At 71.5% G+C, this 14644-nt stretch carries 9 protein-coding genes and 1 riboswitch; of the genes, 5 read left to right on the top strand and 4 right to left on the bottom strand.

Annotated features, from left to right (window positions below; translation table 11 throughout):
- On the bottom strand, positions 1–1269 hold the full coding sequence (locus ACFYO9_RS06860; RefSeq protein WP_358774438.1) for an ROK family protein: 1269 nt from the start codon (positions 1267–1269) through the stop codon (positions 1–3).
- A gap of 313 nt (positions 1270–1582) precedes the next feature.
- Between ACFYO9_RS06860 and ACFYO9_RS06855 the strand changes: the two genes are divergently transcribed.
- The 4 genes from ACFYO9_RS06855 to ACFYO9_RS06840 all read left to right on the top strand — a co-directional run bounded on the left by ACFYO9_RS06855 (position 1583) and on the right by ACFYO9_RS06840 (position 9299).
- Complete coding sequence (locus ACFYO9_RS06855; RefSeq protein WP_358774440.1) at positions 1583–3751, top strand: hypothetical protein; 2169 nt, start codon at positions 1583–1585, stop codon at positions 3749–3751.
- A gap of 138 nt (positions 3752–3889) precedes the next feature.
- Positions 3890–5701, top strand: coding sequence for an RICIN domain-containing protein (locus ACFYO9_RS06850; protein WP_358774442.1), 1812 nt, complete (start codon positions 3890–3892; stop codon positions 5699–5701).
- A 226-nt stretch (positions 5702–5927) separates the two neighbouring features.
- Positions 5928–7403: a beta-propeller fold lactonase family protein gene (locus tag ACFYO9_RS06845; RefSeq protein WP_358774443.1), complete on the top strand. Its 1476-nt coding sequence runs from the start codon at positions 5928–5930 to the stop codon at positions 7401–7403.
- Positions 7404–7775: 372 nt separating this feature from the next.
- Positions 7776–9299 carry a chitinase gene (locus ACFYO9_RS06840; RefSeq protein ID WP_358774445.1) on the top strand — a complete coding sequence of 508 codons (1524 nt, stop codon included), beginning with the start codon at positions 7776–7778 and terminating at the stop codon, positions 9297–9299.
- A 71-nt stretch (positions 9300–9370) separates the two neighbouring features.
- Here ACFYO9_RS06840 and nrdR read toward each other — a convergent pair whose 3' ends face one another.
- Positions 9371–9820 (bottom strand): transcriptional regulator NrdR, encoded by a 450-nt coding sequence (gene nrdR / locus ACFYO9_RS06835; RefSeq protein ID WP_358829689.1) that lies wholly within the window; start codon positions 9818–9820, stop codon positions 9371–9373.
- A gap of 196 nt (positions 9821–10016) precedes the next feature.
- Positions 10017–12335 carry a 5-methyltetrahydropteroyltriglutamate--homocysteine S-methyltransferase gene (gene metE, locus ACFYO9_RS06830; protein WP_358774446.1) on the bottom strand — a complete coding sequence of 773 codons (2319 nt, stop codon included), beginning with the start codon at positions 12333–12335 and terminating at the stop codon, positions 10017–10019.
- A 161-nt stretch (positions 12336–12496) separates the two neighbouring features.
- A riboswitch (cobalamin riboswitch) is annotated at positions 12497–12723 on the bottom strand.
- Positions 12724–12875: 152 nt separating this feature from the next.
- Here metE and ACFYO9_RS06825 point away from each other — a divergent pair.
- Entirely contained in the window at positions 12876–13436 is a 561-nt protein-coding gene (locus tag ACFYO9_RS06825; RefSeq protein WP_358774447.1) for a cysteine hydrolase family protein, read from the top strand.
- A gap of 53 nt (positions 13437–13489) precedes the next feature.
- On the opposite strand, the gene ACFYO9_RS06820 is transcribed toward ACFYO9_RS06825, so the two are convergent.
- Entirely contained in the window at positions 13490–14635 is a 1146-nt protein-coding gene (locus ACFYO9_RS06820) for a hypothetical protein (RefSeq protein ID WP_358774449.1), read from the bottom strand.
- Positions 14636–14644: the final 9 nt, after the last annotated feature.

The following is a 14644-nucleotide window of genomic DNA, read 5'->3' as shown; positions in this document are numbered from 1 at the left end:
TCAGGGAGTGACCGTTCCGATCGGGTCCTGGAAAACCCTGTCCAGGGCCAGATGGGCGCCGCCGCGCGCCGCGGCGCTGAAGCCCAGGGACGACAGCATGATCTCGCAGCCGCCCGCATCGGGAGCCATGACCCGGGCGGCGAACCCGGCGCGCACCCGGTCGGTCAAGTGGTCGCCGAAGTGGGTGAAGTAACCGCCGAGGACGACGGCCCGGGGATTGAGCACATCGGCAAGCAGCGCCACACCCAAGGCGAGCCCGTCGGCGATCCGGCCGAGGGCGGCGAGGGTGGCGGCGTCACCCGCGTCGGCGCGGCGGCGCAGCACCGTCAGCCGTTCCTCCAGGTCGACGGCAGGGTCGCGGACCGGGTCGTGCGGCGGTGCGGCCCGATGGAGCAGGGCCGTCAGACCGACCATGGTCTCCCAGCAGCCGACCCGGCCGCAGACGCAGGGCGTGCCGTCCGGCGCCAGCGGCATGTGGCCGATCTCCCCGGCGAAACCGGCCGCCCCCTGCAGCAGCCGGCCGTCGGAGATGATGCCGCCGCCGACGCCCGTCTCACCGGTGATGTAGATCAGGTCGTGGATGTCGGCCGACGCGGCGACGAGATACTCGGCGACGGCCCCCAGTTTCGCGTCGTTCTCCAGCCCGATCGGCGGCGCGCCGGGGCCGAGCCGCTCGCGCAGTCCGTCGACGACGGCGACGTCCTGCCAGCCGATGTTGGGGGCGTACGAGACCACTCCGGAACCGGTCTTGATCACGCCGGGGGCCGCGACGGTCACCGCCACCGGGTCGACGCCCCGCTCACGCAGACTCGTGCACGCCTCCCCGATGGCCTCGGCCATCCGGTCGAGTATGTCGGCCGGTTCGCTGCCGCGGGCGTCCAGCGGGGCGCGGTGCCGAGCCGTGACCTCGCCGCGCAGGTCGACGGCGATCAGGCTCAGATAGGCGACGTTGATCTCGACGCCGATGCCGCAGACGGTGCGGCCGTCGATCTCCACCGTACGGCCGGGCCGGCCGACCGAACCGTGCCGCTCGGCCGCACCCTCCCGTATCAGACCGCACTCCATGAGTTCCGCGACCAGGTGGGTGATGGTGGCCTTCGGCAGTCCGGTGTCGGCCGCGATCTGGGCGCGGGGCCGGGGGCCGGCGTCACGCAGGAGACGCAGCACCAGGCTGAGGTTGGCCCGGCGCAGGGAAGCACGGTCGCCGGCGCGCGGCACCCTCGACCTGCCCAGGTCGCGTATGCCTGCGCCGCGTAGGTCTGCCTTCACCGGGGCCGCTCCTTGCCGAGGGTCGTATAGCGCGGGTGCCGTCCAAATTATGCGGGGGCGCGGGGTGGGGGAGGGGCGGGTCGGGTCGGCGAGGCGCTGTCGTGAACCTGATGCGCTGTCGTGGACCTGTGGAGTTGTCGTGAACCTGTTGACGGGCCTCCCTTTATTTTGGATCCTAGCCGAACTAATTGCTGCCGCACCGGACACCGGCACCTGCTGACACCACGGAGTCCCAACCGGCAAGCGCGGCCAGGCAATTGACCAGGTACTTCACCAGGTACCTCACAGGACGAGCTCGGCGAGGGGACCGCGGATGGACACCGGTACGGAGTGGGACCCGGCGGAGGCCCGACCCGTCCGGCGGGCGCGCTATCACCTGCGCTTCCAGCTGCGGCCCGGCGCCGACCTCGCCGACCGCGCCCGTTCGCTGGCCAAGGTGTGCGGGGAGAACGGCGTCGACGAGGTGGTGCTCCTGCTCGGCGCCGAACAGTGGCACACCGGGCACCTCGCCGGCGCGGAGGAGGCCCGGTGGTTCGCGGCCGCCGCCGAGGCCCGCGACATACTCGCCGCCGCGAGCCTGCGGGTCAGCCTCAACCCCTGGGTCACCGTCGGCCACGCCGACCGGGGCCGCATCGGCACCCTCGGCTTCGCGCCGATGGTCTCGCCCACCGGTCAACGCGCCGCCGCCCAGGCGTCCTTCGCCTGCCCCGTGTGGCGCCGCTGGCTCTTCGCGCACTACGGATTCTTCGCCGAACTCGGCTTCCGCGTGCTGTGGGTCGAGGACGACTTCCGCTTCCACAACCACGCCCCGCTCGACTGGGGCGGCGGCTTCGAGCCGCTCATGCTGCGGCGCCTCGCGTCACGCGTCGGCGAGCCGGTCACCCGGGACCAGGTGGTCGCGGCGGTCACCGCACCCGGCCCGCCCCACCCGTGGCGCGCCCAACTGCAACAGGTGTGGCACACGGCCCAACTCGAAGTCGCCGAGGGCCTGGCCGACGTGGTGCGGGAGCGCTCGGGCGGCCGCTCGCGGCTGGGTCTCATGAGTTCCCTGCCCGCCCGGCACTCCGTGGAGGGGCGCGACTGGGAGGGGCTGTTCGGCGCGCTGTCCATCGGGGGCGAGGTCACCCACCGCCCGCACTTCGCCCCGTACTCCGACACGCCCGCCCGCACCCTCGCCTCCGGGCTCTGGTCCCTCCAGGCGCAGCGCGCGCTCCGCCCCGGCCACGTGGCCTGCGAGCCGGAGATCGAGAACTGGCCGCACACCTCCTGGTCGAAGTCGGACACCCAGACCTGGTCGGAGATGGTCACCGCGCAACTCGTCGGCGCGGGCGCGCTGTTGCTCAACCTCCACCCCACGCACGCCGAGCACGCCGAGAACTTCCCGGACATCGACCAGCTGCTGCGCCGGTCCAGGCCGGCCCTGGACTGGCTGGCCCGGGAGTGCCCGGCCGCACGCCACGTCGCGGACGACGCGGCCCCGCTCGGGGTGGGTCTGCCCTGGCGGCAGGACACGGCGGCCCGGCTGCCCGCGGAGGCGGACGGGCTGGGCGGCCTGGACGGCCTGGTGGCCGACCCCGCGCGGACCGCGGACTTCCTTCTCGGTCACGGTGTGCCGGTCACCGAGCGGCCGGCTCCCGTACAGGCCGTGTTCGGGCGTCAGGTCCACGCCTTCGACGACGACGAGATACGCGCATTCCTGCGCGGCGGGCTGTTGTTGGACGGCGTGGCCGTGCACGCCCTGACCCGGCGCGGCTTCGCAGACCTGATGGGCGTACGGGTGACCGAGGTGCTCGGCCGTGACGATCCGGCGCTCCCGGGCCCGTACGCGATGGAACAGATTCTCGGCGCGGATGGCGCGGAGGGCGCGGAGGGCGCGGAGGGGGAGGGCGGTGGTGACGATGAAGCGGGCGGCGGGGGCGCGTTCCTGAGCGTGGACGTCCAGCCGGCGCTGGCCCGCGTCGTGCCCCTGGCCGGTGCCCGCGTCCTCACCCGGATCCGGACGCCCGACGGTCGTACGTGGGGCGCGGGGCGCTGCCACTTCGTCAACGCGCTGGGCGGCCGCGTCGCGACCCTGCCCGCGACGGCACCGGCCGACCTGGCGCGCGGCGACGAGAGCCGACGGCTGCTGCACGCGACGATCCGTTTCCTGGAGGGCGAGCGGCCCCAACTCCCGCTGGTGAGCGGGGCCCCGCACCTGATCCCGTACGTGACGGGGGCCGCGGACGGCGGTCACCGGCTCGCGGTGGCCAACGGCAGCGCCGACCCGGCGCGCCCCCGCATCCACCTCCCTGGCCCGACTCGTCCGCCTCACGGGGCCGGGGAAGGTCACCACGTACACGTACGGGCCACGCTGCTCGCTCCGCTCGCCGAGCCGGCCGAGGTCGAAACGACGACAAGCGAGGCCCCCGCCGAAACCACCGCAGCCGTGTCGGAGCTCAACGCCCCGCTGCCGCACCGCGGTTGGGCGGTCTTCGCGTGGTGACTGCGCGCAACGACCCCGCGCAACGACTTCGCGCCGTGACGTCGTGACGCCGTGACGTCGCGACGCGCAGGCGCGGAGCGAACCACCGTCGCGCGGACACCTCCGTCCGCCGCGACGTCCGGACCGAGAGGAGTACCCGTGTCACTCCGTTCCCGAGCAAGAACGCTCGCCGCCGTCGCGGCGGGCGCCGCCGTCCTGTTCGCTGTGGCGGCCCCCGCGCCCGCCGCGTCCGACGACCCCACGTACAAGATCACCGTCGGGCAGAAGGGACCGTGGACCCACCCCGACGACACGCCCGCCGCCACCTTCATCGACCGGGACGGGTCGTTCCACTACCAGTCCGCCCACGCCCTGTACGGCGCGCAGGACCCCCGCAAGTGGACGTTCTACTCCGGCAAGGACTTCGACACCGCCACCAGGGACGGCGCGCTCAGTGACGCGGTCGACCCCGCGAACTCCGCCGACCGCAACAACGACACCACCTGGCGGTGCGACAACAGCCCCACCGGGCGCGAGGCCACCGCGGCCGCCGACACCTCGCACTACGCGCGGAAGAACTACTGCGACCTCATGGGCGTCTGGGTCGACCCGGACACCGGCCACTGGTACGGCCTGGTCCACAACGAGTTCACCCCGCAGCCCTTCGGTGACGGCCTGCACTACGACGCGATCGACTACGCCGTCTCCCAGGACCGGGGCAAGACCTGGAAGATCAAGGACCACGTCCTGACCTCGCCCTACAGCACCGAGCGGGGCGACAACAAGGCGTTCCCGCACGACACTTACCACTACGGCAACGGCGACCCGCGGCTGTTCGTGGACACCGCGTCGGGCTACTTCTACGTCTACTACAACTCCCGTGTCATCCCCAAGGGCGGCGTCCCGGGCGGATGGACGGACGGCAGCCGGGCCCACGTGGCCCGCGCCCCGATGTCCGCCAAGCTGGCACCCGGCTCCTGGAAGAAGTGGTACGACGGCGCCTGGTCGCAGCCAGGGATCGGCGGCCTGGAGAGCAACATGGAACCGGTCGACGCCGGCCACCCCACCGGCTACACCCCCGTGGAGCACGACTACGACCCGGCCAACGACGGCTCCGTACAGGAACAGCAGGCTGCCGGTGAACTCCCGGCCAAGTCCGACCTGTTGACCATGAACATCGCGTACGACGCCCACCTCGGCAAGTACATCGGCCAGCCCGAGGCGATCGTTCAGGACAGCTCCGAACCGCAGCGCTTCTACGTCACCGACGACCTCGCCACCCAGAAGTGGAAGCTGATGAGCGACACCGGCGCGTACCGCTCGGGATCCTGGTACCGGTGGATGCTCGACTCGGTGAACAAGACCGGATCCACCATCGTCGGACGGAAGTTCCGCAGCTACTGCTCGTTCTCCTGCTCGGGCGGCGCTGACGGCGAGTACTACGAGACCACCGTCGACACCAGCGTCCCGGCCGCGCCCGTCACCACGGGCACCGCCTACACCATCAGCAACGGTACGGGCCGCGCCCTCGTCCAGTCCGCCCGCGGCAACGGCACCACCTCACGGCCGGCCGGCGGGAACTCCGCCCGGGGGCGCTGGGTCTTCGCCTCCAACGCCGACGGCTCGTACCGGATCACCAACGCTGCCACCGGACGGCTCCTGGGCGTCGACTCCACCACCGACGCGGGCCGCGCCTGGGGCGCCGAGCCGACCGTGACCGCGGCGCCCAAGTCCGGCCCCACCGTCGGCCAGCAGTGGTTCGTCGTCCCCGGCCGGAACGCCGACGGACGGGCCACGGGCACCGTGCGCCTGGTCAACCGGTACAGCGGACTGGTCATGGGCCTCTCCGGCGTCGAGGGCAGGGCCGCCGAGACCACGCCGACCCGGGCCTGGACCGACACGTCCGGCGGAAACGTCGGCGGAGGCAGGACGGCGGCCGAGCAGACCCTGCGCCTGGGACCCGTGAACTGACCGGGCTGTGTCAAGGTGCCGGACGGCCACCTGTTGGCCGTATCCGGACAACAACGGCCGTTCGGCACCTGAGTCGTGGAGCGAGCGGGATGATGCCGAGGACGCCGCCGGGCGTCGGCGCCGCCGGTCATCGGGCGGGGCCCGCACCACCGCACACCTGCCGGTTCTCGGGTCCGGTCTGTCGGGACCGCCGTCAGGGTGCGGAACCGCTGAAGGGGGAAGTCCTTTGATCCGTGCACTCTCCAGACCCTCCGTACCCTCCGTACCCTCCGTACCCTCCGTACCCTCCGGCCACTCCGGAACCGGTGGATCGTCCCGTGCCGTACGGAGGCGGCGGCTGATCTCCCTGGCCGCCGGTGGCGCCCTGGCGCTGGCCGGCGTGGTGGCGCTCCCCGCACCCGCGCAGGCCGCCTCCGGCCCCTCCGCGTACGTGGCCAACTTCAACGGTGACACCGTCTCGGTGGTCGACCCGAGCACGAACACCGTCACCGGCAGCATCACCGTCGGCAACAGCCCCGTCGGCGTGGCGGTCGATCCGGCCGGCGCGCGCGCCTACGTCACCAACTTCGACGAGGCCACCGTCTCGGCGATCGACACGGACACCAACGCCGTCACCGCGACCATCCCGGTCGGCAGCAACCCCCTCAACGTCGCGTTCACCCCGTCCGGCGGCCGCGCGTACGTCGCCAACAGCGGCGGGACCACGGTGTCGGTGATCGACACGGCGACGAACACGGTCAGCGCCAGCATCCCGGTGGGCAACGGCCCGAACGGCGTGGCCATGGCCCCGTCGGGCGCCACCGCGTACGTGACCAACAACAACGAGAACACGGTCTCGGTGATCGACACCGCGACGAACACGGTGACCGACACCGTCCCGGTGGGGTTGGCCCCCTCCGGTGTGGCGGTCAGCCCCTCCGGGGCCTTCGCCTACGTCACCAACAACGGCGGCACCACGGTGTCGGTCCTCGACACGGCGACGAAGGCGGTCAACGCCACCATCCCGGTCGGTACCGCGCCGAACGCCGTCACGTTCGACCCCGCCGGTGCCCGGGCCTACGTGGCCGACACGGGCAGCGACGACGTCAAGGTGATCAACACGGCGACCAACGCGGTGACGGCGACCGTTCCCGTCGGCGACGGTCCGGCGGGAGTCCGGGTCGACCCGTCCGGCACCGCCGTCTACGCGTCCAACGTGGGCAGCGGCACCGTCTCGGTGATCGACGCCGGGACCAACGCCGTCACGGCCACGATCGACGGGTTCACCGGCCCATACGGCGTCGCCTTCACCGGCACGCCGTCCCCGGTGGTGAAGGCGGACATCGACGTCAACCTCACCGCCCAGCCGCACCTCAGCCTCCTGGTGCCGTACGTGTCCTACACCCTCACGGCCCACAACACCGGCCCTGCCGCGGTCAGTTCGGCCACCCTCACCGCGAAGCTCCCGCGGGGCGCCACCGCCACCAACCTCGCCTCCGGGTGCACTGTGTCCGGCTCGACGGTGACGTGCACCTACGGAGCGATCGCCGACAACGCGAGCGCCAACAAGACGTTCCGCGTCCCGCTGTCGCTGCTGACCCTCGGCCCGGTCAAGGTCACCGGCCAGCGCACCGCCTCCGCCCCGACGGACCCCAGCACCGCCAACGACTCTGCGTCCGTGACCTGCACGGCCGTCTCCATCATCCTCGTCACCTGCCCCTGACCCGTCAGCCTCGTCCGTCACTTCCGTCTCGTCCGTCTCGTCCGTCCAGGCGGTGAATCCGCCCGACTGACCGCACCACAGGCCCGGCTGGGGCAGCCCCCGGCCGGGCCTGAGTGCGTGAAATCGTGGTCAGGTGGTACGCCGACGCGCCCCGACCACCCCGAACGGTGCCGGGGTCCGGGATGCCGGGCTGACCAGCACCCCCACGGCAGGGACCGCGACGCACCGCTGTCCGGGACCGGGAGAGCGCCTCGAATTGGTCTAGTCCTTACTTGATTCAGACCATTGACATGCATCTGATCACAGGGCTATTCCGTAAGCACCTCCCGTGCGTCACAGCTGAGTTGACGCCGCCTCACCTCTTGGATGGCCATGAGACGTATGCGCTCCCTCCGTGCCACTCTCACTGCGGTGGCCACCGCAGTGGCCGCTCTCGGTCTCACCGCGGTCTCCGGCGCCCCCGCCCAGGCCGCGACCCCGCTCCCCGCCCACGTCTTCGCCCCGTACTTCGAGTCGTGGACGGGCGAGAGCCCCGCCGCCCTCAGCGCCCAGTCCGGGGCCAAGCACCTGACGATGGCGTTCCTCCAGACCGCGACGAAGGGCTCCTGCACCGCCTACTGGAACGGCGACACCTCGCTGCCCGTCGCCCCCGCGTCCTTCGGCGCCGACATCAAGACGATCCAGGGGCGCGGCGGGGACGTCATCCCGTCCTTCGGCGGCTACACGGCGGACACCACGGGAACCGAGATCGCCGACAGCTGTACGGACGTCGACCAGATCGCGGCCGTCTACGAGAAGGTCGTCACGACCTACGACATCCCGCGGCTCGACATGGACATCGAGGTCGACGCCCTGGACAACGCGGCCGGCATCGACCGGCGGAACAAGGCCATCAAGAAGGTCCAGGACTGGGCCGCCGCGAGCGGCCGCAAGCTGGAGGTCTCGTACACCCTGCCGACGACGACCCGCGGCCCGGCGGCCAGCGGTCTCGCCGTGCTCAAGAACGCGGTGGCCAACGGCGCGCGGATCGACGTCGTCAACCTCATGACGTTCGACTACTACGACAACGCCTCGCACGACATGGCCGAGGACACCAAGACCGCCGCCCAGGGCCTCTACGACCAGCTCGCCAAGCTCTACCCGGGCAAGAGCGCGGCCCAGCTGTGGGGCATGATCGGCGTCACCGAGATGCCCGGCGTCGACGACTTCGGCCCGGCCGAGACGTTCACGCTCGCCGACGCCCGCGAGGTGTACGACTGGGCGGGTGCGAAGGGGATCAACATGATCTCCTTCTGGGCGCTCCAGCGCGACAACGGCGGCTGCCCCGGCGGCGCCGCGGCGGACAACTGCTCCGGCATCGAGCAGAACACCTGGGACTTCTCCCGCATCTTCGCGCCGTTCACCAGCGGCGGCACGGCGCCGAGCGACGACTTCTCGCTGACGGCCACCCCGGAGTCCGGCACGGTCAAGGCAGGCGCCTCCACGAGTGCGACGGTACGGACGTCCGTGACCGCGGGCAGTGCCCAGACCGTGAAACTCACCGTCAGCGGCGCTCCCGCCGGCGTCGCCGCCTCCCTCAGCCCCACGTCGGTGACGGCCGGAGGCACCTCGACGCTCACCGTCGCAACGACCGCGGCAGCCGTCAACGGCACGTACAAACTGGTGGTGAGCGGCGCGAGCCCGTCCGCCGCACACACGGCGACGTACACCCTGACCGTCACCGGCGGCAGCGGCAACCAGTGCACGGCGGCGCCCTGGGCCTCGGGCACGGTCTACACGGGCGGCCAGCAGGTGTCGCACAAGGGCCACACCTGGAAGGCGAAGTGGTGGACGACGGGCGAGGAGCCCGGCACCACCGGACAGTGGGGCGTCTGGCAGGACCTCGGCGCCTGCTGACCCTCGTCCCCGTGGCTGAGCGCGGGTGGTCCCCCGGGACTACCCGCGCGGCCCGATCGAAACGGGAAACCCTAGCGGCACTTGGCCCGCAGGTCGGCGATGGCGTTCTCGAAGTCGGCGAGCGACTCGAAGGCGCGGTACACGGAGGCGAACCGCATGTACGCCACCGGGTCCAGCTCGCTGAGCGGCTCCAGGACGGCCAACCCCACCTCGTGGGTGGACAGTTGGGCGCTGCCCGACGCCCGTACGTTCTCCTCCACCTGCTGGCCGAGCCGTTCGAGCATGTCCTCGGTGATGGGGCGGCCCTGGCACGCCTTGCGGACGCTGCTGACGATCTTGGTACGGCTGAACGGCTCGGTCACGCCGCTGCGTTTGACCACGAGCAGGGAGTAGGTCTCCACCGTGGTGAACCGGCGCTGGCAGTGGGTGCACTGCCGCCGGCGACGGATGGAGGTCCCGTCATCGGTCGATCGACTGTCGATGACGCGGCTGTCGGGGAGCCTGCAGAAGGGGCAGCACACCGTACGTGTCCTTTCCGATTCCCTCGGAGGGTCAGGGTGTCTTCCGGCGTCCGGCCGACCGTGAGCAGATATCCGATGATAACCGATCTGACCTGCCTCTTTACGCCAGTTCTACCGCACGCCGGATCTGCCGCACCGCGTCACCGGGGTGCGGGGCCGGGCGCCCCGACGACGCCCGGCCCCGCGCCCGCGAGGATCACGAGCCGGACAGCTCCCCGCGGAGCGTCCTGGCCGCCGCGACCATGTTCTCCAGAGCGGCGCGGGTCTCGGGCCAGCCGCGGGTCTTGAGGCCGCAGTCCGGATTCACCCAGAGCCTGTCGGCGGGGATCGCCTCAAGTCCCGTACGCAGCAAGGCCGCTGCCTCCTCGGTGCTCGGTACGCGTGGGGAGTGGATGTCGTACACGCCGGGTCCTGCCTCCCGCGGGTAGCCGTGAGCGGCGAGTTCGCGGGCGACCTGCATGTGGGAGCGGGCCGCCTCCAGGCTGATGACGTCCGCGTCGAGGTCGTCGATGGCCTGCACGATGTCGCCGAACTCGGCGTAGCACATGTGCGTGTGGATCTGCGTGTCCGGCCGCACCCCGCTGGTGCTGAGACGGAAGGATCCGGTGGCCCATTCCAGGTAGGCGGGGTGGTCCGCGGCGCGCAGCGGGAGCGTCTCGCGCAGGGCGGGCTCGTCGACCTGGATGACCGAAGTCCCGGCCGCCTCAAGGTCGTTGACCTCGTCGCGCAGGGCGAGCGCGACCTGGCGGGCGGTGTCGCCGAGCGGCTGGTCGTCGCGGACGAAGGACCAGGCGAGCATGGTGACGGGGCCGGTGAGCATGCCCTTGACGGGGCGGCTCGTCAGCGACTGCGCGTACGTCGTCCAGCGGACCGTCATCGGCTCGGGCCGTGAGATGTCGCCGGCGAGGACCGGCGGGCGGACGTAACGGGTGCCGTAGGACTGCACCCAGCCGTGCTGCGTGGCGAGGTAGCCGGTCAGCTGCTCGGCGAAGTACTGCACCATGTCGTTGCGTTCGGGCTCGCCGTGCACCAGGACGTCGATGCCCGCCTTCTCCTGGAAGGACAGGACCTCGCGGATCTCGTTCCTGATGCGCTCCTCGTATCCGTCCGTGTCGATCCGTCCGGCCCGCAGGTCGGCGCGGGCGGTGCGCAGTTCGGTGGTCTGCGGGAAGGAGCCGATGGTCGTCGTCGGAAGCAGCGGCAGACCGAGAGCGGCGCGCTGGGCAGCCGCGCGCTCCGCGTATGGCTGCGAACGGCGGGCGTCGGCGTCGGTGACCGCGGCGGTGCGGGCGCGGACGGCCGGGTCGCGGGTGAGGGCGGAACCGGCGCGGGAGGCCAGGTCGGCGCGGTTCGCGGTGAGTTCGGCCGCGATGGCGCCGGTGCCCTGCGAGAGTCCGCGCGCCAGCACCGAGATCTCCTGCGTCTTCTGCCGGGCGAAGGCGAGCCAGCGTGCGACCTGCGGATCGATGTCCCGCTCGGCGCCGGCGTCCAGCGGGACGTGCAGGAGCGAGCAGGACGCGGCGACGTCCACGCGGTCGGCGAGACCGAGGAGCGTGCCCAGCGTGGCGAGGGACTTCTCCAGATCGTTGATCCAGATGTTGCGGCCGTTGACGACGCCCGCGACAAGCCGCTTGCCCGACAACCCGCCGACGGAGGCGAGGTCGCCGAGGTTGGCGGCGGCTGTCTCGGTGAAGTCGAGGGCCAGACCGTCGACCGGCGCCTTGGCCAGGATGCCCAGCGCGTCACCGAGGCGCCCGAAGTACGAGGCGACCAACAGTTTGGGGCGGTCGGTGAGGGCCCCGAGGTCGCGGTAGGCGCGCTCGGCGGCGTTCAACTCGGCCCGCGTGCGGTCCTGGACCAGGGCGGGCTCGTCCAGCTGGACCCACTCGGCGCCCGCCGCACGCAGGTCCGCGAGCACCTCGGCGTACACGGGCAGCAGCCGGTCGATGAGCGTCAGCGGGTCGAAGTCCGCGGCCACGCCCGGCGCGGGCTTGGCGAGCAGGAGGTAGGTCACGGGGCCCACGAGGACGGGGCGTGCCGTGTGCCCGATCGCGAGGGCTTCCGTCAGCTCGGTGACCTGCTTGGCGGAGTCGGCCCGGAACACGGTGTCGGGGCCCAACTCGGGCACCAGATAGTGGTAGTTGGTGTCGAACCACTTCGTCATCTCCAGCGGCGCCACGTCCTGCGTGCCGCGCGCCATCGCGAAGTAGCCGTCGAGGGCGTCGGCCTGGACGGCCGCGCGGTGCCGCTCGGGGACAGCGCCGACCATGACACTGGTGTCGAGAGCGTGGTCGTAGTACGAGAAGTCCCCGGTCGGCACCTCGTCGATGCCGGCGTCGGCCAACTGCTGCCAGTTGGAACGGCGCAGGTCCGCCGCGGTCTCCCGGAGGGCGGCAGCGGTGGCGCGGCCCTTCCAGTACCCCTCGACGGCCTTCTTCAGTTCCCGGTTCTGACCCTGGCGGGGGTAGCCGTACACGGTGGCTCGTGCCGCCGCGGCCGCGGGCTGCGCTGTCACGGAACTCTCCTTCGCGAGATGTGTCCTGGTTCTCCCGGAGACCGGACATGGCGCGAAGGGACGACCGACCGGGCGGACCACGTCGCGGGCGGATGCCGCGCGTGCCGCTCGATATGTACGCCGACCCGCCCACGAGGTCACCGAAAGGGCCGCACGCGATCGGTCGCGTGCGGGCAACGGGCAGGTCTTCGGACTCGCGGGCACGTCGCGTGTCGGCCGGACACGGGACACCTACTGGCCGTCGCTTCCCGGACCCGGTCGGGTCCAGTGCTGTTGACGGCGGTCGTTCCCACTCACCGCTGCGGGGCAGTCCCGGATTCCCACCGGGTTCCCTCTTACGACGCATCCCGCCTGGCGGACGGGGCGAACCAGCTGCACCGCTCACCCTAGGCGCACGCCAACCGATCGCCCACCCCGGCCCGCATGTCGGAATGTGAAGCGGGTCACGAGCGTGACAGCGGCTGTGCCCAGGACCGGCTGTCAGTGGGTGGGGCTAGCGTGGGGAGAGATGAGCCCGGCGCGAGCGAACGAAGGTGGACCATGACCACATTGGAGAACCGGCCGAACACCGCACTCCTTGTCATCGACGTGCAGCAGGACGTCGTCGAGGGGAGCCACCGGCGCGACGAGGTCGTCGCGAACATCTCCGGACTCGTCGAGCGGGCGCGGCAGGAAGGGGTTCCGGTCGTCTGGGTGCAGCACTTCGACGAGGGACTCACGCGCGGGAGCGACGGCTGGCGGCTCGTCCCTGAACTCACCCCCATGGACGCCGAGCCGATCGTCGAGAAGAGCTACGGCGACGCGTTCGAGGACACCACGCTGGAGGCCGTGCTGTCACGGCTCGGGGTGGGGCGGCTCCTGGTCACGGGCGCGGAGACCGACGCGTGCATCCGCTCGACCCTCCACGGCGCGTTCGTCAGGGGGTACGACACGACGCTGGTGAGCGACGCCCATACGACGGTCGACAAGACCGCATGGGGCGCGCCGACGCCGGACTTGGTCGTCGCACACACGAACCTGTACTGGGCCCGCCAGGCGGCGCCGGGTCGGGCGGCGGGGGCGGTCGAGACCAAGAACGTCGTCTTCGACAACGCCTCCTGACGAGCCGCGCCTCCTGACGACCCGGACGCCATGGGCCGCGCCCCGGCCGCGACTCAGTGACTGCCCACGAGACCCAGGCCGGGTCCGCCGGACAGCAGCGGGCGCAGGGCCGCCTGCGCCCGCTCGAAGTAACCCGGGACCTTCGTCGCGCTCTGGGCGTACCGCACGGCGTTCGCCAACTGGGCGGCCTCCGCGGCGCCCGCGGCCTCGGCGGCCCCGGTGGCTCCGGCTGCCCCCGCGGTCTCGACCGCCGCCGCTGCGAGCGGCACCGCGGCGGGCCAGGCCATCACCACGAGCGTGACGAGCAGAGCCGCGCCGAGGCCGATGGCGAGCCACTTCTTCAGCTCCCTGCCGTCGGCGTCGTTGTCGTCCCAGTACTGTTGCATCGCGGGCAGCAGCACGAGCTGATGCTGGTTCTCCAGTTCGCGCAGGCGCCGGGCGACCCTGTTGAGCACTTCGAGGGGCGCGCCCTGCGGCAGGGGGGTGGTGTGGATCTCGTACAGCACCAGGCCGTCCTTGCCGATGCCGTCGGGACGGAACGTGGGTTTGTAGCAGATCCATTCGTACTTGACGCTGCCGGGCGCCCCCGTGGCGGCCTGGGTCGGCAGGAGCGGGTAGTACAGCTCGTGCCAGTACGGACGCCAGGTCGACCGGCGCACCTCGATCCGCGTCGGGACGCCGAGGCTCACCCGCCCGGCGCGTTGCAGGGAGAGCATCTCCTGGAGGGCCGGGTCGATGACGAAGCGTTTCAGGGTGTCCATCTTGTGCTTGAGGTCTTCGACCTCGGCGTCCTTGGCCTCGTCGACCGTGGTCACCTCGACGAGTTCGAGGAGCAGGGTCGTGCCCTCGGTCCGGACGCCGAGGATGTCCGAGCGGAGCTGCCGGCCGGACGTCTGCGTCTTGATGTTGCGCCGCAGGGCGTCGCGGCCGAACACATTGCGGTACTCACGGAGGATCCACTTGGCGAGGATCTCGGTCACACCGCGGAACCGCTTGGTGTTCAGATAGCTGATCTCGCTGATGACCTCGGAGTCCGGGTAGCGCTGCGTGTAGTACTTCGTGAAGCACTCGACCATGTAGTACTCCGCGGTGAGCCCCTCCAGGTACCGCCGCATGGCGTCGATGTTGCCGTTGGCGTCCGCGCCGACCTTGCGGGTCGGCAGCGTGCAGAAGGAGTCCAGGAGCCGGATGTCCGCCATGGCGCTCCC

Origin of the sequence: Streptomyces sp. NPDC005863 (assembly GCF_042871345.1) — a bacterium.
Lineage (GTDB): Bacteria > Actinomycetota > Actinomycetes > Streptomycetales > Streptomycetaceae > Streptomyces.
The sequence above is the reverse complement of the archived record's forward strand: the minus strand, read 5'-3'. Positions and strand labels throughout refer to the sequence as shown.

Excerpts from the sequence above, each read along its gene's own strand:
- ACFYO9_RS06825 (WP_358774447.1), top strand. The coding sequence starts at position 12,876 with ATGACCACATTGGAGAACCGGCCGAACACCGCACTCCTTGTCATCGAC.
- ACFYO9_RS06840 (WP_358774445.1), top strand. The coding sequence starts at position 7,776 with ATGAGACGTATGCGCTCCCTCCGTGCCACTCTCACTGCGGTGGCCACC.
- ACFYO9_RS06820 (WP_358774449.1), bottom strand. The coding sequence starts at position 14,635 with ATGGCGGACATCCGGCTCCTGGACTCCTTCTGCACGCTGCCGACCCGC.
- ACFYO9_RS06855 (WP_358774440.1), top strand. The coding sequence starts at position 1,583 with ATGGACACCGGTACGGAGTGGGACCCGGCGGAGGCCCGACCCGTCCGG.